Here is an 18,831-nt window from a genome sequence, read left to right on the forward strand (position 1 = left end):
TCAGGGTCTTCCCGGAATGTGAGTCAGCCCCAGCGCCATGCCCGGCTGCGCCGGGCGCGCCAAGGCGGCATCCGGGACCATGCGCGGCGCCGGCACGGCTTGATCGGAAAATGCTTCCGCCTCCAACGCGTAGCGCCCGTCGGCATCGTCGAGCCGACCGGCCTCGACCACGCCCCATTCATGCCAGCCGCGGCGGCGAAGTGCCGCGATGCGCAGCCCTTGCCCCTCCAACCCGACATAGAGCGAAACCAGCAGCGACAGCAACGAACCGGTCAGGCCGAGGCCGAGCTTTTCGCCAAGCAATGAAAGCAGGGCCGCGACGACGAAGGCGAGCGCGGCTTCGATCCACAGCCGATGCCAGGCAAACCAGAGCGGCGGCACCAGGAAGCCGAGCCAGGTGAAGCCGTCGCGGACAAAGGCCGTTGCGTCGAGCTTCTCGCTGCGACCGGGCGGTTCCATCACGACATAGATGGCCATGACCTTATCCCTTCAACGATCCCTTGGTGGAGGGGACCGCGTCCGGCTGGCGCGGGTCGCGTTCGAGCGCTGTGCGCAGCGCACGTGCCACCGCCTTGAAGCAGGTCTCGGCGATGTGGTGGTTGTTGGCGCCATAGTGGTTGGTGACGTGCAGCGTGATGCCGGCATTCTGTGCCACCGCCTGGAAGAATTCACGCACAAGTTCGGTGTCGAACGTGCCGATCTTCGGCGACGAGAAGGAAACGTTCCAGACCAGGAACGGCCGGCCGGACACGTCGATCGCCGCGCGCGTCAGCGTCTCGTCCATGGCAAGGTCGATCGAGGCATAGCGCATAATGCCGCGCCGTTCGCCGAGTGCCTTGGCCAGCGCCTGGCCGAGCGCGATGCCGGTGTCCTCGACGGTGTGGTGGTCGTCGATATGCAGATCGCCCTTGGCCCGGACCGTCATGTCGATCAGGGAATGGCGCGACAGCTGATCCAGCATATGGTCGAAGAAACCGACGCCCGTCGAAATGTCTGACTTGCCCGAGCCGTCGACATGGACCGATACAGTGATATCGGTTTCCTTGGTCTTGCGGCTTGCTTCGGCGGAACGGGGCGACATGATCTTGTCCTTGTCCCAGGGTTTGATGCGTTCCAAGCCTTCGCCGGCTTGAAAACGAAAGCCTTCTAGCAGCATGATCCGGCGATTGCCAGTTGCCATCCGGGTCGCTATCGAGCCGTTTGCAATCACCGGGCCCATGCATACATATGGCCGATCAAGTCACTCGTACCGCGCCAATCGCCTTTTGGGATGGCGCGAATCGGAGCCAGGAAATGTCTGATAATCTGACCATGCACGCCACGACCATCGTGACGGTGCGCAAGGGCAACAAGGTGGTGATTGCCGGCGACGGCCAGGTCAGCCTTGGCCAGACCATCATGAAGGGCAACGCCAAGAAGGTGCGCCGCATCGGCAAGGGCGGCAATGTGATTGCCGGTTTCGCCGGCGCTACCGCCGATGCCTTCACGCTGCTGGAGCGGCTGGAAGCCAAGCTCGAACAATATCCCGACCAGTTGACGCGCGCCTGTGTCGAGCTCGCCAAGGACTGGCGCACAGACCGCTATCTGCGTCGGCTGGAAGCGATGATGCTGGTTGCCGACAAGTCGACCTCACTGGCGCTGACCGGCACCGGCGACGTGCTCGAACCCGAATATGGCGTCATGGCCATCGGCTCTGGCGGCAACTACGCGCTGGCCGCCGCACGCGCGCTGATGGACACCGACAAGGACGCCGAGGAGATCGCCCGCAAGGCGATGCAGATCGCGTCCGACATCTGCGTCTACACCAACAACAACTTCGTCGTCGAAACGCTCGATGCCGGTTGATCCGGCAGCCCTTTATGATTTTCGGCCGGTGACCGAGAAAGACCTGCCGATGATCGCCGGCTGGCTCGCCGAACCGCATGTCGCCCAGTGGTGGGACGACCCCGAGGCCGAAATCGCCGAGATTCGCGACCATATCGACAGCATTTCCGTCGAGCCGCTGATCGTCGAACTCGACGGCAAGCCGATCGCCTACCTGCAGAGCTACGACCCGCATCTGGAAGACGACCACCCCTATGCCGACCAGCCGTTCGGCACACTCGGCATCGACCTGTCGATCGGCAGGCCGGAGCTGATCGGCCTCGGCCACGGCTCGGCGATCGTGCGGCAATTCGTCGAGCAGCTGTTCGAGGAAGGCGTGCCGCGCGTCATCATCGACCCGCATCCGAACAATGCACCAGCGATCCGCGCTTATGAGAAAGCCGGCTTTGCCGCCTTTGACACCCGGACAACGGAATACGGGCCAGCCCTGATGATGGCGCGCGACGCACCACAGGAGGCCGGTTGATAAGCGCTGAAACACTCGACAAGGCAGTCGCAGAAGGTCTGATCTCGCAAATCACGCGGGATCAGCTGGAGGTCATGGAACGCGCGGTCGCTCTCACCCCCGAGGGCAGGCGCGCCGATGACGATGGTGACGAGGAAAACCTGCGGCTGGTCGGCGGCGGCAACGATCTGTTCGTCACCGTGGGAACAGTCCTGCTCAGCGCCGGCTTCTTCTTTGTCCTCACCACCTTGCTTCCAGGCCAGACATTCTGGATCGCTGGCATCCTCGCGGTTCTCGCCTGGGGGCTCGCCGAAATTGTCACGCGTCAGCACCGGATGAAATTATCGTCGTCCGTGCTTGCGCTGATTTTCATGACCGCCATTCTGGTCGCTCTGGCGCTACAAGTGGAGGCCAGCTTCGGCATACGCAAGCCGGAGACTATCTGGCAGCTATTGGCGTTGCGCCAGACGGCGTCCCGGGCCGGATATCTGTTCCTGGGCGGAGGAATAATCGCGGCGGCGATCTATTTCTGGCGCTTTCGCGTCCCCATCATTGCCGGAGCTATCGCCGTTGCCTTCACACTGCTTGCCTTCCTGCAAACGGCGATAATCCTGTATGACAGTGTGACAACGGGCGCGATTGCGCCGCCGCGCCTTGAGGATGTTCCCGAATTGCTCCGCGCGGCACTTTACATGCCGCTGATCTGCGGCCTGATCGTGTTCGCAACGGGTGTAGCTTTTGACATTTACGATAGGGATCGACGCAAGATCTGGTCCGATTGCGCTTTCTGGCTGCATGTCGTCTCGGCGCCCATGCTGGTGCATCCGCTCTTTATCATGGCAACCGGCCAGAACGTCGTATTCGGACATATCGCACCGGACGCCAATGCAACCATTATGCTAACGATCCTGATCCTTGGCTTCCTCTATGTCGCGCTCGCCATAGACCGCCGTTCGCTTCTGGTTCCTACATTGGCTTACTTCGGCTCGCTGGGCATCTATTATCTGCTGAATTCCGCCTCCGATTCGACGGGCGTCCCGCCTTTTGCCTTGATCCTGGTCGTTGTCGGCGCGCTGATTATTCTATTCGGGGCTGGCTGGCAGCGTATCCGGCGAATTGTCGTCAAACCCACCTTGCCGGCGGCCGTGATCCGCCGGCTACCGCCGCTGAAGGCGTGACGGGCTTTGTGATGGTCGAGACGGCGACGCGGAAGAGAGGCAATAGGGCATGAACGCATCGGGCGACGACAACAGCTATTCGGCCTATGAAGACAGCTGGCGAATGGGGCTGCTGCTTGTGCTGGCCCTGCTCATCTTCCAGGCCGGAGCCCTCTACGGCATGGGTCATCCGCCGATCTGCACCTGCGGTTACGTCAAGCTCTGGCACGGCGTGGTAAACAGTTCCGAGAACTCCCAGCACATTTCGGACTGGTACACGTTCTCACACATCATCCATGGCTTCCTGTTCTACGCGCTGGCACGGTTCCTGTTTCCGCGTTCGCCGATCGGCTTGAGGCTGGCATTCGCGGTCCTCATCGAAGGCGGCTGGGAGTTGCTGGAAAACAGCCCGTTCATCATCGAGCGCTACCGCGCCGGCACGATCTCGCTCAACTATTACGGCGACAGCATCATCAATTCGGTGTCCGACACACTGGCCATGGTGCTGGGATTTGTGATGGCGCGAAGGCTACCTATATGGGTGATCGTCAGCCTCGCCATCATCTTCGAACTCGGTACCGGCTATCTCATCCGGGACAATCTGACACTCAACGTGATCATGCTGCTGCATCCGTTCGAGGCTATCAAGCAGTGGCAAAGTGGAATTTAGTGATATGAGCACATTCTCTCCCCGCGAAATCGTTTCGGAACTCGACCGCTTCATCATCGGCCAGAAGGACGCCAAGCGCGCAGTGGCCATCGCCCTGCGCAACCGCTGGCGCCGCCAGCAGCTGGAAGGCCAGATGCGCGAAGAGGTGATGCCGAAGAACATCCTGATGATCGGGCCGACGGGCGTCGGCAAGACCGAGATTTCACGCCGCCTTGCGCGCCTTGCCGGGGCGCCTTTCGTCAAGGTCGAGGCAACCAAGTTCACCGAAGTCGGCTATGTCGGCCGCGATGTCGAACAGATCATCCGCGACCTGGTCGAGATCGCCATCGGCCTGGTGCGCGAGAAGATGCGCGAGGACGTCAAGGCACGCGCCCACATCAACGCCGAGGAACGCGTGCTGGAGGCGCTGGTCGGCAAGACGGCGAGCCCGGCGACGCGCGATAGCTTCCGCAAGAAGCTGCGCGACGGCGAACTCGACGACAAGGAGATCGAGATCGAAGTGGCCGACACCGGCAATGGCGGCATGCCCGGCTTCGAGATACCCGGCATGCCGGGCGCCAATATCGGCGTGCTGAACATCAACGACATGCTGTCGAAGGCAATGGGCGGCAAGAAAACCAAGACGCGCAAGACGACGGTCAAGGAATCCTACGCGCTGCTGGTCGGCGACGAGTCCGACAAGCTGCTCGACCAGGAGGAGGTGGTGCGCCGGGCGCTGGACGCGACGGAGAATGACGGCATCGTCTTCCTCGACGAGATCGACAAGATCGCGTCGCGTGAAGGCGGCATGGGCGCCGGCGTTTCCCGTGAAGGCGTGCAGCGCGACCTGCTGCCGCTGATCGAAGGCACCACGGTTGCGACCAAATATGGGCCGTTGAAGACCGACCACATCCTGTTCATCGCTTCCGGGGCGTTCCATGTCTCGAAGCCGTCGGACCTGTTGCCGGAATTGCAGGGCCGCTTGCCGATCCGCGTCGAATTGCGGGCGCTGGAGAAGGACGATTTCGTCCGCATCCTGACCGAGACCGAAGCCAGCCTGATCAAGCAGTATATCGCGCTGATGAAGACCGAAGGCGTCGACCTGACCTTCACCGACGACGCCATCGATTCGCTGGCCGGCATCGCCGTCGACCTCAATGCCAGCGTCGAGAATATCGGTGCAAGGCGGCTGCAGACAGTGATGGAGCGGGTGCTGGACGAGATCTCCTATGACGCGCCCGACCGCAACGGCACTGCGGTCACCATCGACGCCGCCTATGTGGAAAAGCATGTCGGCGACCTTTCCAGAAACACAGATTTGTCGCGATTCATCCTTTAAAGGACGGCGCCGGGTCACTCCGGCGCCGGCTTCTTCAAAGTGAAGCATCATGCTTTCCAAGAATCGATACCGATTTTTGGGCCGATGCATTGCAACACAGTCCGGCAAACAGAATCATGTGTGGCCAGATGGCACCATCTGGGCACCTTTCGTCTTGCCGGCGGATGGGGCGCTCTCGACTCGAGAAAGAGCACTACCTAGTTTGCGCGGCAACATCTGCAGGCGGCGGCGCATGAAAAAACTGATCCTGGGCATTCTCGGCTTGACGCTGGCTGCGACGCTGTTCGCCGCCGATGCGGCGACATTGGTGCCGCCAGGAAACCGCAACGCCGAGCAGCCGGATATTCCCGGCGCTTCGAGCCGGCGCACGCAGGCCACCAACACCACCTTCCAGGCGAAGTATCGCAAGGTCTACGCTTTGCTGAAGAACGACGCCGATCTGCGCGGCAAGATCAAGAAGGCCGCTGCGGCCTACGGCATTGATCCCCTGCACATTGTCGGCGCCATCGTCGGCGAGCACACCTACAATGTCGACGCCTACGACCGGCTGCAGACCTACTACGTCAAGGCGATTTCCTATCTCTCCAGCAAGCTGACCTTCGCCTATGACGGCGAGGACATCACCGATTTCGTGCAGCGGCCGGAATTCAAGAAATGCGCTGGGGTTTCGGACAGCTATGATCTGTGGGAATGCCGCGAGCAGGTGTGGAACCATTCGTTTCGCGGCAAAAGCGTCGGTGGCGAGAGCTTCCCCGACGACCGTTTCGGCGCCACCTTCTTCCAGCCCTATTATGCCGGCCAGACCTTCGGCCTCGGCCAGCTCAACCCGCTGACGGCCTTGCAGATGAGCGATCTCGTGCACAAGGTTTCGGGTCTGCCGAAGCTCGACGTTGCCGATCCCAACTCGGTCTACAAGACCATCATGGATCCCGACCTGACGCTGCCTTACGTCGCGGCGACGATCCGGAAATCGATCGACGCCTACAAGAACATTGCCGGCTTCGACATTTCGGGAAATCCGGGGCTCACCGCCACGCTCTACAATGTCGGCAATCCGGAGCAGCGCGCCGAAGCGCTGAAGGCGGAGAACGACAGGCGCCGTGCCGCCGGCGAGCCGGAAAAGCTGCCCGAGGAGAATTATTACGGCTGGCTGGTCAACGACAAGCTGCCGGACCTGAAGGCGCTTTTCTAAGGTGCGGTTTCAGGCTTTTGAGCCGGAACCGACGTCCTGCACCGAAGCTTTCGCTACGCCGCCAGCAACGACTTCAGCTTGATGGCCTGCGACCCGAGTGCTTCCGGCGCCGGCTTCGCCCGTTTGCCGATCAGCATTTCGGCGAGCCTGATGTCGCGGGCGACCGCATTGCCGGGACCGATGCCGCTGGCCGCCACCAGCCTGCCGTCTTCGTCCAGATGGAAGAGGATAAAGGCGCCGTCGCCGAGATCGCGGCGCACGACGCTGCGGCCTTCGTCGGAAAGCCCCGCGATCTGCAGGGACAGACCATATTGATCCGACCAGAACCACGGCACCGCCGCATGCGCCTCGCCGGCACCCAGCATGTTCCTTGCCGCCAGAGCGCCCTGTTCCTGGGCATTGCGCCAGGCTTCCAGCCGCACGCGGCGGCCACCATAGACGGCGAGCGGAAACGAACAGCAATCGCCGGCGGCAAAGATGTCGGGATCGCTGCTGCGTAGCTCGGCATCGACGGCGATGCCGTTGTCGATCGTCAGGCCTGCTTCGGCGGCCAGCCCGGTCACCGGCACGGCGCCGATGCCGATAACGGCCAGATCGGCTGATATCTCCCGTCCGCCGGCAAGCGTCACGCGAACCTGTTGGCCGTCGTCGACGATGGATGCGATGCCGTTGCCGCACAGAATGTCGACGCCCTCGGCGACATGTGCAGCATGGATGATTTCGGCGATCTCGGCCGGCACGCCGCGCATTAGGATGCGTGGCTGCGCCTCGATGACGGTGACCGAAGCCCCCAGTTTGCGGGCCGCGGCGGCGAGTTCGAGGCCGATGAAGCCGCCGCCGACAATGGCGATGCGGTTGCCGGGGCTGAGATGGGCGCGAATGGCCAGCGCATCGGCGAAGGTGCGGAGATAGACGCAGCGCGAACCCAATCCCGGCATCGGCAGCTTGCGCGGGGTCGATCCGGTGGCGAGCAGCAGCTTGTCATAAGGCAGGGCCGAACCGTCCGACAGACGCACCATATGCGGTGCACGATCGATCGCAACGGCCTGGACGGAATGGATATGGCGGATCGATTTCTCAGCCAGGATTGCATCGCTGGCGATCGCCTTGATTTCTGGGGTGTCGCTGGCCATCGTCTCCTTGGACAGAGGCGGGCGTTCGTAGGGCAGATGCGGCTCGTCGCCGACCAGTGTCACCGGCCCGTCATAGCCGAGATCGCGCAACGCCAAGGCTGCCCGGCCGCCGCATTCGCCGGCTCCGATGATGACCATCCCTCGCGCCATACCAGTTATCCGATCTGGATGAGGACTTTGCCGGCGTCGACCTTGACCGGATAGGTCCTGAGGTTGACGCAGACCGGCGCGCCGCGGGCGTCCCCCGTCTTGTAGTTGAAGCGGCCATTGTGCTTGGGGCATTCGATGATGTCGTCCATCACCAGGCCGTCGGCGAGATGCACCTTTTCGTGGGTGCATAGACCGTCGGTGGCGAAATAGTCATCATCCGGGCTGCGATAGATGGCGAAGGTACGGCCGCCATGATCGAAGCGCATCACATCCTCTTCATCGATATCGCCCGCGGCGCAGGCCTCGACCCAGTCGCTCATTCAGTCCTCCCGTGGAAATCGGATAGCTGCACGATCACTCGGCCGCCGCGACGGCATCGTTGTGGAATTCCTCGCGATATGGCCTGGCGGTGGGCGGCAGCACGCGCTTGAGGAAATAGTCTTCGTTGCGCAATTGGCGCAGGAAGGCCGGGATCATCTCGCGATAGCCGGCCAGGATCGACGGCGTCGGAACGGGCAAATCGTGCTTGATCAGTTCATGCAGCTTCGGCAGCGCGTGGTAGGGCACCATCGGAAACATGTGATGCTCGACATGGTAGTTCATGTTCCAATAGATGAATCGGCTGATCGGGTTCATGTAGACGGTGCGGCTGTTGAGGCGGTGGTCGGTAACGTTGTCGGCCAGGCCGCCATGCTGCAACAGCCCGACCATGACGTGATGCCAGGCGCCATAGAGCCTGGGCAGGCCGACCAGCATCAAGGGCAAGAACGAACCGGTATAGAGCGCCAGTGCGATGGTGGTGGCATAGATCGCCGTCCAGATGCGGGCGAAGCGGATCGCCCTTGGCTGCTCCTGCTCCGGAATGAAGGTCTTTTCGGCCGCGCTGATGTTGCCGGCCGCGTTGCGCAGCATATCGCTCATCGCATGCCAGGCATCGAGCACACCGACAAAGGCAAGGACGACGCGAATCAGGTCCGGTGGCCGCATGACCGAGATTTCCGGATCACGGCCGACGATGATGGTGTCGGTGTGGTGGCGCGTGTGGCTCCAGCGCCAGGTCACCGGATTGCGCATGATCATGAAGCAGGCGATCTGGTAGACCACATCATTCATCCACTGCGTCCGGAAGGCGGTGCCGTGGCCGCATTCATGCCAGCGTGAATCGGTGGATGAGCCGTAGAGCACGCCGTAGACGAAGAAGAACGGCACGCACCACCATGTGCCCCAGAACCAGGCGGCGCCGGCGCCGCTGAGGATCAGGGCGGCGAGCCAGATGATGGTATCGCGGATCGCCGGTCCGTCGGAGCGCTGCATCAACTCCTTCATCTGCTTGCGGGGGATGTCGGTGTGATACCACTCGGCCGCCGACAGGCCGGTCTCGACGGCGAGCTTGGCGTCGCGGCCGATCAGGCTGTAGTCACGCCGGGACGGCGCTGTGGACATGGTTGCCTCCCTCGGCAGGGCATTCGCCAGGCGAATGCCCGATATTCCTACGCTTCGAGGCTGAAAATAGCGCCGACGCATGATAGACTCAACATCACAAAGATAGTTTCTATCATTTCCTATCAGAATGATGTAAGACGGGGCCAAGCAATCCGATGAGGCAAGCATGGCAAAACGGCCGACCATCACCGATCTGGCGCGCATTTCCGGCGTCAGCGTTGCCACCGTGGACCGTGTGCTCAACAGCCGCCTGCCGGTGCGCGAGGACACGGCGCGCCGCGTCTACGAGGCGGCAACCGAAATCGGCTATCACGCGGCCGGCCTGATCAAGCAGCGGATGCGCCATGAATTGCCGGAGTACCGGCTGGGTTTCCTGCTGCTCAAGGGCAATTATGTCTTCTACAGCGAGTTCGCCCGCGAGCTCGAACTCGCCGTGTCGCGGTCGCCGCGTTTCCGCGGTGTCGCCATCATCGACTTCGCGGACTCGCTGGCCCCCGATGAAATCGTCGAACGCGCGCGCAGGCTGGCGGCCAAATGCAGGGCCGTCGCCTTGGTCGGGCCGGATCACCCGACGCTGACGGTTGCCGTCGAGGAGATGAAGGCGAAAGGGCTGCCGGTGTTTTCCCTGCTGTCCGACTTCGCCGCCGGCATTCGCGAAGGCTATGTCGGCCTCGACAACCGCAAGGTCGGCCGCACCGCCGCCTGGATGATTTCGAAGGCCGCCAAACGGCCGGGCAAGGTCGCGCTGTTCGTCGGCAGCCATCGCTTCCATGGCCATGAGCTGCGCGAGATCGGCTTTCGCTCCTTCTTTCGCGAGCAGGCGCCGGAATTCACCTTGCTTGAGACATTGGTCAACCTGGAAGCCAACCAGATCACGCAGGACACGCTGCTCGACCTGCTCGGCCGCCACCCCGATCTCGTCGGCTGCTATGTCGCCGGCGGCGGCATGGAAGGCGCGGTCGCCGCGCTCAGGCAAGCAAAGCCGGCCGAAATGCCCGCGGTCATCTGCAACGAGATCACGGCCGTATCGCGTTCCGCCCTGGCGGACGGCGTCCTGACGATGGTGATCTCGACGCCGCTGGCAGCGCTTTGCCGCGAGCTGGTCGACCTGATGGCGCATGCCATCGAAACGGGTGCAGCGAACGCGCCGGGCCAGACCTTCCTGCCGTTCGACATCTACCTGCCCGAGAACATCTAAGGTCTCGACCTTCGGGTTCGGCCGAGGTGCCTTTGACGATGCTTGCGAAAGCCTCGGCTGATCGTCGGGCTGGAGACAGGCGGCAGGCGCCCGTCATCTGAAATTCGCGCATCCGGTTTTGGAATCTCCCTTGACGTCCGGAGGCAAAATGGAATAAATATTTCACCAGCTATATATTTTGGTTCTTTCGTTCCGGAACATCTGTTTCAAACAGAGGGTTTGGCGTTCCAGCAAACGGGAAACGTCACCCGGGACTGAAATGACATCGGGAGAGATTCCCCGGGGAGATCGGGGATTCCGGATAGATCGGTGCAACCGGACACCAATATGTGGAGGAGAAACACAATGAAGAAACTGATTTTGGGCGTCGCTTTCGCGGCGCTGATGAGTTCATCCGCCATGGCCGCCAAGGTCGGCGTATCGATGGCCAAGTTCGACGACAACTTCCTGACCGTGCTGCGCAACGGCATGATCGAGCAGGCCAAGGGCATGAGTGGCGTGGAGCTGCAGGTCGAGGACGCGCAGAACGACGTCGCCAAGCAGCTTGACCAGATCAAGAACTTCGCCGCCTCCGGCGTCGACGCGATCATCGTCAATCCGGTCGACACCTCGGCCACGCAGGCAATGTCGGACGCCGCGGCGGCCGCCAAGATCCCACTGGTCTACGTCAACCGCGAACCGGTCAATGTCGACAAGCTGCCGGAAAACCAGGCCTTCGTCGCTTCGAACGAGGCCGATTCCGGCACGCTCGAGACCAAGGAAGTCTGCCGCCTGTTCAAGGAAGCCGGCAAGAAGGAAGCCAATGTCTATGTGATCATGGGCGAGTTGTCCAACCAGGCCGCCGTGCAGCGCACCAAGGATATTGAAGAGGTGATCGCCACGCCGGATTGCAGCTTCATCAAGATCATCGACAAGCAGACGTCGAACTGGAACCGCGACGAGGCCCAGAACCTGATGACCAACTGGCTGTCGACCGGTAAGCCGTTCGATGGCGTCATCGCCAACAATGACGAGAGCGCCATCGGCGCCATCCAGGCGATGAAGGCCGCCAACATCGACATGAAGTCGGTCGTGGTCGGCGGCGTCGATGCCACCCAGGACGCGCTTGCAGCGATGCAGGCGGGCGACCTTGACGCAACCGTGTTCCAGGACGCGGCCGGCCAGGGCGCGGGCGCATTGGACGCGGCGTTGAAACTGTCCAAGGGCGAGAAGGTCGAACACAAGGTCTACGTCCCCTTCCAGCTGGTGACGCCTGCGAACATCGACAAGTTCCTGAAGAAGAACTGAGCAACGGGCATACGGAGCGGCGCGTCAGCGCCGCTCCCCTTCCCTCAGCGCCGGCAAGGCAGCGAGGGGCGACCGCGGCTGACGGAGGATAAAAGATTTGGCACAGACATCTCATGGCGTCGGCGGGGTCGGCTACGACGCGAAGAAGCGCGCGTGGCCTGCCGAAATCAACGTTTTCCTGGCGCTTGTCATCCTCGTCGTCGTCTTCGAACTGATCGGCCGGATCTTCCTCGGCGACAGCTTCCTGTTCAACACCCGCAGCGACGTCAGCGGGATCTTCAACGAGGCACGCCTGCAGATCATCATCCTGCAGGTGTCGATCGTCGGCATCATCGCCATCGGCGTGACGCAAGTGATCATCACCGGCGGCATCGACCTGTCCTCGGGTTCAATCGTCGGCGCGACCGCAATGATCGCCATGAGTTTTGCCCAGGTGGCGACCGTCAATGGCAATCCCAACCCCAAGGCGATGTTCCTCGCGCAAGGCTGGACCGACCTGCCTGTCATCGTGCCGTTGCTGGTCGCCATCAGTTGCGGGTTGTTCGCCGGCCTGGTCAACGGCGCCTTGATCGCCTACACGCGCATTCCGCCGTTCATCGCCACGCTCGGCATGATGGTGACGGCGCGCGGCATCGCCAAATGGTGGTCCAAGGGACAGCCGATCTCGTTTCCCACCGACAGTTTCGCGGCAATCGGCAAAGGCCTGATGCCGGTCATCATCTTCCTGTCGCTGGCGGTGCTGTTCCAGCTAATCATGACCTACACGCGGTACGGCAAGCACTGTTACGCGATCGGCTCCAACGAGGACGCCGCGCGCATGTCCGGCATCAAGATCGCCAACCACAAGATCCTCGTCTACGTCATCGCCGGCGTGCTCGCCGCGCTCGCCGCCGTGGTGCTGAGCTCCAAGAATCTCACTGCACAGTCGGGCATGGGCGTGATGTACGAACTCGACGCGATCGCCATGGCGGTGATCGGCGGCGTCTCCTTGTCGGGCGGCCGCGGCTCGATCGTCGGCACGGTGATCGGCTCGCTGATCTTCGGCGTCATCATCTCCGGCTTCACCTTCCTGCGCCTCGACGCCTACTACCAGGAGATGGTCAAGGGTGTGATCATCGTCGGCGCAGTCGTTCTCGACCAGTGGCGTCAACGCCTTAGGGCAATGAGGGCTTGATCATGGCAGACATCGTCCTGAAGACCGAAAACCTGACCAAGCGCTATGGCGGCGTGCATGCGCTGGAAGGCGCTAACTTCGAGCTGCGCAAGGGCGAACACGTCGCCATCATGGGCGACAACGGCGCCGGCAAGTCGACCTTCGTGCGCCAGATCACCGCCGTCGAGCAACGCACCGACGGCAAGATCTGGTTCGACGGCAAGGAGGTGAACTTCACCGGGCCGATCGCGGCGCGCGAGGCGGGCATCGAAACGGTGTTCCAGAACCTGGCGCTGGCCGACGACCTCGACGTGCCGTCGAACCTGTTCCTCGGGCGCGAAAAGGTGCTGTTCAATCTCGGGCCGTTCTCGATCCTGGACCGCAAATACATGCGCAAGGCGACCGAGGCGGCACTGGTCCGCACCGCGGTGAAGATCCCCAATCTGTCCAACACCATCCGCCACATGTCGGGCGGCCAGCGTCAGTGCGTGGCGATCGCCCGGACCGCCACCTTTGCCTCCAAGCTGATCATTATGGATGAGCCGACGGCAGCCCTTGGCGTGCAGGAGACCGCACAGGTCGAAAATATCATCCGCACGCTGAAGGACAATGGCGAGCCGCTGATCCTGATCAGCCACAACATGCGCCAGGTGTTCGACCTTTGCGACCGCATCGTCGTCTTCCGCCGCGGCCGCATCGTCGCCAACCTGCGCAAGCAGGACACCGACGGAAACGATATCGTCTCCTACATTACCGGGGCCAAGACCGGTGAGGCGGAACTCGCGGCCTAGGGCCGGGCACGGAGGCGGTGGTCACCGCCTTCCTGTCGATGTCGTCTTGACCGGAACATCACCCGCGCCCATGACCGGCGCCTTGCTTCGAACCATCCTCAAAGGACATTCCATGGTACTCCGCTTCGCCCTCCTCGGTGCCGGCCGCATCGGCAAGGTCCACGCCCGCGCCGTCGGCTCAAACCCGCAGGCCAAACTGGTTGCCGTCGCCGACGCCTTCGAGAAGGCGGCGACTGAGCTGGCGACGGCCTATGGCGCCGAGGTGCGCAGCATCGACGCCATCGAGAAGTCCAAGGACATCGACGCCGTCGTCATCTGCACGCCGACCGACACCCATGCCGATTTGATCGAGCGTTTCGCCAAGGCCGGCAAGGCGATCTTCTGCGAGAAGCCGATCGACCTCGACGTCAAGCGCGTCGAGAAGTGCCTGGCCGTGGTCGAGAAGGCCAAGGCAACGCTGATGGTCGGCTTCAACAGGCGCTTCGACCCGCATTTCGCCGCCGTGCGCAAGGCGATCGACGACGGCGCCATCGGCACCGTCGAGATGGTGACCATCACCTCGCGCGATCCGGGTGCGCCGCCGATCGACTACATCAAGCGCTCGGGCGGCATTTTTCGCGATATGACCATCCATGATTTCGACATGGCGCGCTTCCTGCTCGGCGAAGAGCCGGTGGCGGTCAGCGCGCACGCCTCGGTGCTGGTCGACAAGAAGATCGGCGAAGCTGGCGACTACGATAGCGTCAGCGTCATCCTAGAAACCGCTTCCGGCAAGCAGGCCGTCATCTCCAACTCGCGCCGTGCCACCTATGGCTATGACCAGCGCATCGAGGTGCATGGTTCGAAAGGCATGATCGCGGCCGAGAACCAGCGCCCGGTCTCGATCGAGCTGGCCAACGAGAAGGGCTATACGCGCCCGCCGCTGCATGATTTCTTCATGACCCGCTACCTCGACGCCTATGCCAACGAGATCGCTGCCTTCATCGCAGCCGCGACGTCAGGCAAGAAGGCGACGCCAAGCGGCGCCGACGGGCTCGTGGCGCTGAAACTTGCCGATGCGGCGCTGAAGTCGGCTACATCGGGCAAGACCATCCGTCTCGACACGGCAAAGTAAGAACAGCAGGTACAGGAGCCCAGCGATGAGTACATCAGCCGGTCGCAATCATGAAACACGCGCCATCGTCACCGGCGGTGCGCAAGGCATCGGCTTTGCCGTCGCGGAGGCGCTGGCCGACGAGGGCTGCCGGGCTCTGGCGCTGATCGGCCGCTCGCAGGAGAAGGGCGACAAGGCCGTTGCCCATTTCAAGAAATCGGGCGTCGACGCGATCTTCATCAGCGCCGACGTCTCGAAGGTCGCCGACTGCAAGCGCGCGGTCGCGACCGCAATCTCGCATTTCGGCACCATCAACGCCCTGGTCAATGCCGCAGCGACGTCGGCACGCGGTTCGCTGGTCGAGACGAGCGAAGAGCTTTTCGACCAGATCTTCGACACCAATGTGCGTGGACCCTTCTTCCTGATGCAGGGGCTGGTCGCCCACCTCTTGGAGCGCAAGGCGCCGGGTTCGATCGTCAACGTGCTGTCGATGTCGGCGCATGCCGGCCAGTCCTTCCTGACGCCCTATTCGACCAGCAAGGGCGCGCTGATGACGCTGACCAAGAATGTCGCCAGCTCCTATCGAAAGAACCGCATCCGCTGCAACGCCGTGCTGCCCGGCTGGATGGACACCGAGGGTGAGGCGATCGTGCAGAAGAAATGGCACGACGCTCCGGACGACTGGCTGGAGAAGGCCGAGGCCGCGCAGCCGATGGGCCAACTGGTCAAGCCGGCGCAGCTCGCCCGGCTGATCAGCTATATGATCAGCCCGCAGGCCGGCGTCATGACCGGGTCGCTGGTCGACTACGACCAGAACATTGCCGGGGTGATCGGCGAGTAGAATCTCGGTTCGATGCATCCATATTGGATCACGCTAAGCGGCCATCTTGGTGTCGCCATCACCGCCCGGTCGGAAGCCGATGCGCAGGAACTCTTCGTGCTTGCCTTCGGGTCCGCCGAGAAAATTGTCAGCATCGAGATCATCAAGGACATGAACGATCTCGACCAAAATCACGTCGTGCCCAATATGGGCGGAGCCAACTGGTTTCGACGCGGCATCTGGTTTCCGCAGGGCCACGAGCACATTTCAAATTGAGGGGGGACGTGACAAGCGCCTCCGCTTCGACTATATGAGCCTCATGATCAACCTGACCGCCACGTATTGGTACTTTAGGAGCTCGCTGGCGGCGGGAGGATTGCGCTCGATCTGAAGATTGCAGCATCAAAATCCGAACAGCCGCCAGACCTGGCGGCTTTTTTGTTTCAGCCGGCAGGTCTCCCAATCAGGAGCAGAAAGCCGTGTTGACCACCACAGATGACCTTCGGGTCAAGCAAATCAGGGAACTGAGTACGCCGGACCAGGTGATGCGGGAGATCCCGCGCACGCTGACGGCGACGCGCACCGTTGCCGCGTCACGCAATGCAACCCACGCCATTTTGAACGGGACCGACGATCGACTGCTCGTCATCGTCGGTCCCTGTTCGATCCACGATCCGGTCGCGGCCGTCGATTATGCCAGCCGTCTGGCGGCGCTGCGCGAGACCCTGTCTGACCGGCTCGAGATCGTGATGCGGGTCTATTTCGAGAAGCCGCGCACGACGGTCGGCTGGAAGGGCCTGATCAACGATCCCGACCTCGACGGCAGCTTCAACATCGACAAGGGGCTGCGGATGGCGCGCAACGTGCTCTCCGCCGTCAACAATCTCGGCCTGCCGGCGGCGACCGAATTCCTCGACATGACCACGCCGCAATACATTGCCGACCTCGTCGCCTGGGGCGCCATCGGCGCGCGCACGACCGAGAGCCAGATCCACCGCGAGCTGGCATCGGGCCTGTCCTGCCCGGTCGGCTTCAAGAACGGCACCGACGGCAATCTGCGGATCGCCGCGGAGGCGGTGAAATCGGCCGCCCAGCCACATCATTTCATGGCAGTGACCAAGGGCGGACGCAGCGGCATCGCGACGACCACCGGCAATGAGGACTGCCATGTCATCCTGCGCGGCGGCGTTCAGCCCAACTATGACGCGGCGAGCGTCGAGGCGGCCTCGGTCGAACTCGCCCGCATCGGCGTCGTACCTCGGCTGATGATCGATGTCAGCCACGCCAACTCGGCCAAGAAGCCGGAGAACCAGCCCAAGGTCGCGGCCGACGTGGCGGGCCAGGTGGCGGCGGGCGACGAGCGCATCATTGGCCTGATGATCGAGAGCAACCTCGTCGCCGGCCGGCAGGACGTCGTGCCCGGCAAGCCGCTCGTCTATGGCCAGAGCATCACCGATGGCTGCATCGACTGGGCGACCACCGAGACGGTGCTGCACGGCCTTGCCGGCGCGGTCGAGGGGCGGCGCTCGGCACGCCGCGCCATGATCGACAGCCGCCAAGGGGCAGCCTGACAGGCCGGGTATAAGGCGGCGGTGTTTCAGGCTCGGGCCTGGAATTCACGCCGCCTTCAAACCTTGCCAGGCGGTCAGTGCCGACACCGCAACCAGGAGCAGTCCGGCCGCCCGGCCAGCAAATGCGGTCGCCCGGGGATTGGCGACCAGGAGATTGCGGCTGCGCCCGGCGGTGACGGCGAGCCCGCCATAGACGGCAAACTGCACGGCGAGCGTCATCAATCCCATGATCGCCGCCTGCATCCAGATCGGGCCGTAGGCCGGCTTGAGGAATTGCGGATAGACCGCAAAGACGAAGAGGTAGGCTTTGGGATTGATCAGGCAGATCACCAGCCCCTGGCGAAATGCCTTCCATGCGGAGCGGCTGCCGGCAGGCCCCCCGTCGCCGACCCTGATCGAACTGCGCATCAGCGTCAGGCCGATGAAAGCCATGTAGGCGGCGCCGGCGATCAGCAGCGGATTGTAAAGGATCGGCACGAAATGCATCAGCAGGCCGACGCCGACGGCGCCGTTCAGCGTGTGCACCATGCCGCCCAGCATGATGCCGCCTGTGGCGGCAAGGCCTCTGTTGCCGCCACCGGTCAGCGCATTGGCAAGCACGAAAAGCATGTCCATGCCTGGCACGATGATGATGCCGAACAGCAGGAGGAAGAACAGCCAGAGATTATCCGCATAGTCCATGTCAGTTGCCTGTCGCCTCACCCGGCGAAGCCGCTGAGGAATGTGTTGATTTTCAATTCGATAGGCAGTCGTATAGGTCAGCCCTACTGACGATGTAGTGTCAGTTGTGATCGGAGCGGGTGAGGAAATGCGCAAGGCATCGCGACTGTTCGAGATCATCCAGATCGTGAGGCTGGCGCGGCAGCCGGTGACGGCGGCCATGATGGCTGAAAAGCTGGAAGTGACGGTGCGCTCCGTCTATCGCGATATTGCCGCACTTCAGGCGATGCGCGTGCCTATCGAGGGCGGGCGCGGCATCGGCTACATCCTGCGCCCCGGCTTCGACCTGCCGCCGCTGATGTTTTCGATCGAGGAGATGGAGGCGATCGTTCTGTCGCTGGCGCTGCTGGAGCGCACGGGTGACAGCGAACTCAAGCAGGCGGCCAAGCGTGTCAGCGCCAAGATCGCCGGCGCGGTGCCGCCGCCGTTGCGCCAGACTTTCGACGCCAATGCGTTGCATGCGTGGGGATTCGCCGCGCCCTCGGTCGGCGCGGTCGACCTGGCGCTGGTGCGTCGCGCCATCCGCGACGAGGAGAAGCTCGACCTGTCCTATCGCGACGAGCTCGGCCGCGCCTCCGAGCGCCTCATCCGCCCGATCGCACTGATCTATTACGCGGAAACCGCCAACATCGTCGCCTGGTGCGAGTTGCGCCAGGCCATCCGCAATTTCCGCAGCGACCGCATCGAGGATTGCCAGGCGACGGGCCTGCGGTTCAAGGGCGAAGGCGATCGCTTGCGGCAGGTGTGGGTGAACGGGTGGGAGACGAACGCCGCCCATGCCGCAAGCAACTGAGGCGATTCATCGC

At 62.7% G+C, this 18,831-nt stretch carries 21 protein-coding genes; 15 read left to right on the forward strand and 6 right to left on the reverse strand.

Features of this window, described 5'->3' with window-relative positions; genetic code table 11:
• Together CGZ66_RS07965 and hisB are read right to left on the reverse strand one after the other, a co-directional pair.
• Complete coding sequence (locus tag CGZ66_RS07965) at positions 1–477, reverse strand: DUF2628 domain-containing protein (protein WP_095083234.1); 477 nt, start codon at positions 475–477, stop codon at positions 1–3.
• Between the two features lie 4 nt (positions 478–481).
• Positions 482–1,081, reverse strand: coding sequence for an imidazoleglycerol-phosphate dehydratase HisB (gene hisB / locus CGZ66_RS07970; RefSeq protein WP_095084318.1), 600 nt, complete (start codon positions 1,079–1,081; stop codon positions 482–484).
• Between the two features lie 212 nt (positions 1,082–1,293).
• Here hisB and hslV point away from each other — a divergent pair, with 212 nt between their 5' ends.
• The 6 genes from hslV to CGZ66_RS08000 all read left to right on the forward strand — a co-directional run bounded on the left by hslV (position 1,294) and on the right by CGZ66_RS08000 (position 6,666).
• A complete protein-coding gene (gene hslV, locus CGZ66_RS07975; protein WP_095084319.1) occupies positions 1,294–1,845 on the forward strand; it encodes an ATP-dependent protease subunit HslV in 552 nt (183 codons plus the stop codon).
• Complete coding sequence (locus CGZ66_RS07980) at positions 1,835–2,350, forward strand: GNAT family N-acetyltransferase (protein ID WP_095083236.1); 516 nt, start codon at positions 1,835–1,837, stop codon at positions 2,348–2,350. Before hslV ends, CGZ66_RS07980 begins: the two co-directional genes overlap by 11 nt.
• A 74-nt stretch (positions 2,351–2,424) precedes the next feature.
• Positions 2,425–3,507, forward strand: a complete 1,083-nt coding sequence (locus tag CGZ66_RS07985) for a hypothetical protein (RefSeq protein WP_206073687.1) — start codon at positions 2,425–2,427, stop codon at positions 3,505–3,507.
• A gap of 49 nt (positions 3,508–3,556) precedes the next feature.
• Complete coding sequence (locus CGZ66_RS07990) at positions 3,557–4,156, forward strand: DUF2585 domain-containing protein (protein ID WP_095083238.1); 600 nt, start codon at positions 3,557–3,559, stop codon at positions 4,154–4,156.
• 4 nt (positions 4,157–4,160) lie between these two features.
• On the forward strand, positions 4,161–5,474 hold the full coding sequence (gene hslU, locus CGZ66_RS07995; protein WP_095083240.1) for an ATP-dependent protease ATPase subunit HslU: 1,314 nt from the start codon (positions 4,161–4,163) through the stop codon (positions 5,472–5,474).
• Positions 5,475–5,706: 232 nt separating this feature from the next.
• On the forward strand, positions 5,707–6,666 hold the full coding sequence (locus tag CGZ66_RS08000) for a DUF1402 family protein (protein ID WP_095083242.1): 960 nt from the start codon (positions 5,707–5,709) through the stop codon (positions 6,664–6,666).
• A 53-nt stretch (positions 6,667–6,719) separates the two neighbouring features.
• Here CGZ66_RS08000 and CGZ66_RS08005 read toward each other — a convergent pair whose 3' ends face one another.
• The 3 genes from CGZ66_RS08005 to CGZ66_RS08015 are packed head-to-tail and all read right to left on the reverse strand — an operon-like array spanning position 6,720 to position 9,392.
• Positions 6,720–7,949 carry an NAD(P)/FAD-dependent oxidoreductase gene (locus CGZ66_RS08005; RefSeq protein WP_095083244.1) on the reverse strand — a complete coding sequence of 410 codons (1,230 nt, stop codon included), beginning with the start codon at positions 7,947–7,949 and terminating at the stop codon, positions 6,720–6,722.
• Positions 7,950–7,954: 5 nt separating this feature from the next.
• Positions 7,955–8,269, reverse strand: coding sequence for a MocE family 2Fe-2S type ferredoxin (locus CGZ66_RS08010; RefSeq protein ID WP_095083246.1), 315 nt, complete (start codon positions 8,267–8,269; stop codon positions 7,955–7,957).
• Between the two features lie 34 nt (positions 8,270–8,303).
• On the reverse strand, positions 8,304–9,392 hold the full coding sequence (locus CGZ66_RS08015; protein ID WP_095083248.1) for a fatty acid desaturase family protein: 1,089 nt from the start codon (positions 9,390–9,392) through the stop codon (positions 8,304–8,306).
• Between the two features lie 166 nt (positions 9,393–9,558).
• Here CGZ66_RS08015 and CGZ66_RS08020 point away from each other — a divergent pair, with 166 nt between their 5' ends.
• The 8 genes from CGZ66_RS08020 to CGZ66_RS08055 all read left to right on the forward strand — a co-directional run bounded on the left by CGZ66_RS08020 (position 9,559) and on the right by CGZ66_RS08055 (position 17,305).
• Entirely contained in the window at positions 9,559–10,590 is a 1,032-nt protein-coding gene (locus CGZ66_RS08020) for a LacI family DNA-binding transcriptional regulator (protein WP_095083250.1), read from the forward strand.
• A gap of 345 nt (positions 10,591–10,935) precedes the next feature.
• On the forward strand, positions 10,936–11,877 hold the full coding sequence (locus CGZ66_RS08025) for a sugar ABC transporter substrate-binding protein (RefSeq protein WP_095083253.1): 942 nt from the start codon (positions 10,936–10,938) through the stop codon (positions 11,875–11,877).
• A gap of 97 nt (positions 11,878–11,974) precedes the next feature.
• Complete coding sequence (locus CGZ66_RS08030) at positions 11,975–13,051, forward strand: ABC transporter permease (protein WP_095083255.1); 1,077 nt, start codon at positions 11,975–11,977, stop codon at positions 13,049–13,051.
• A 2-nt stretch (positions 13,052–13,053) separates the two neighbouring features.
• On the forward strand, positions 13,054–13,821 hold the full coding sequence (locus tag CGZ66_RS08035) for an ATP-binding cassette domain-containing protein (RefSeq protein ID WP_095083257.1): 768 nt from the start codon (positions 13,054–13,056) through the stop codon (positions 13,819–13,821).
• A 112-nt stretch (positions 13,822–13,933) separates the two neighbouring features.
• On the forward strand, positions 13,934–14,935 hold the full coding sequence (iolG, locus tag CGZ66_RS08040; RefSeq protein ID WP_095084320.1) for an inositol 2-dehydrogenase: 1,002 nt from the start codon (positions 13,934–13,936) through the stop codon (positions 14,933–14,935).
• 25 nt (positions 14,936–14,960) lie between these two features.
• A complete protein-coding gene (locus tag CGZ66_RS08045; protein WP_095083260.1) occupies positions 14,961–15,755 on the forward strand; it encodes an SDR family oxidoreductase in 795 nt (264 codons plus the stop codon).
• 12 nt (positions 15,756–15,767) lie between these two features.
• On the forward strand, positions 15,768–16,010 hold the full coding sequence (locus CGZ66_RS08050; RefSeq protein ID WP_095083262.1) for a hypothetical protein: 243 nt from the start codon (positions 15,768–15,770) through the stop codon (positions 16,008–16,010).
• Positions 16,011–16,213: 203 nt separating this feature from the next.
• Positions 16,214–17,305, forward strand: a complete 1,092-nt coding sequence (locus CGZ66_RS08055) for a 3-deoxy-7-phosphoheptulonate synthase (protein ID WP_095083264.1) — start codon at positions 16,214–16,216, stop codon at positions 17,303–17,305.
• 45 nt (positions 17,306–17,350) lie between these two features.
• Here CGZ66_RS08055 and CGZ66_RS08060 read toward each other — a convergent pair whose 3' ends face one another.
• The gene (locus CGZ66_RS08060) at positions 17,351–17,986 is read right to left on the reverse strand and encodes a LysE family translocator (RefSeq protein ID WP_095083266.1); all 636 of its coding nucleotides are present in this window, start codon (positions 17,984–17,986) and stop codon (positions 17,351–17,353) included.
• A 127-nt stretch (positions 17,987–18,113) separates the two neighbouring features.
• Between CGZ66_RS08060 and CGZ66_RS08065 the strand changes: the two genes are divergently transcribed.
• Positions 18,114–18,818, forward strand: a complete 705-nt coding sequence (locus CGZ66_RS08065; protein ID WP_095083268.1) for a helix-turn-helix transcriptional regulator — start codon at positions 18,114–18,116, stop codon at positions 18,816–18,818.
• Positions 18,819–18,831 lie beyond the last annotated feature (13 nt).

Source organism: Mesorhizobium sophorae (assembly GCF_002270415.1).
Classification (GTDB): Bacteria; Pseudomonadota; Alphaproteobacteria; order Rhizobiales; family Rhizobiaceae; genus Mesorhizobium; species Mesorhizobium sophorae.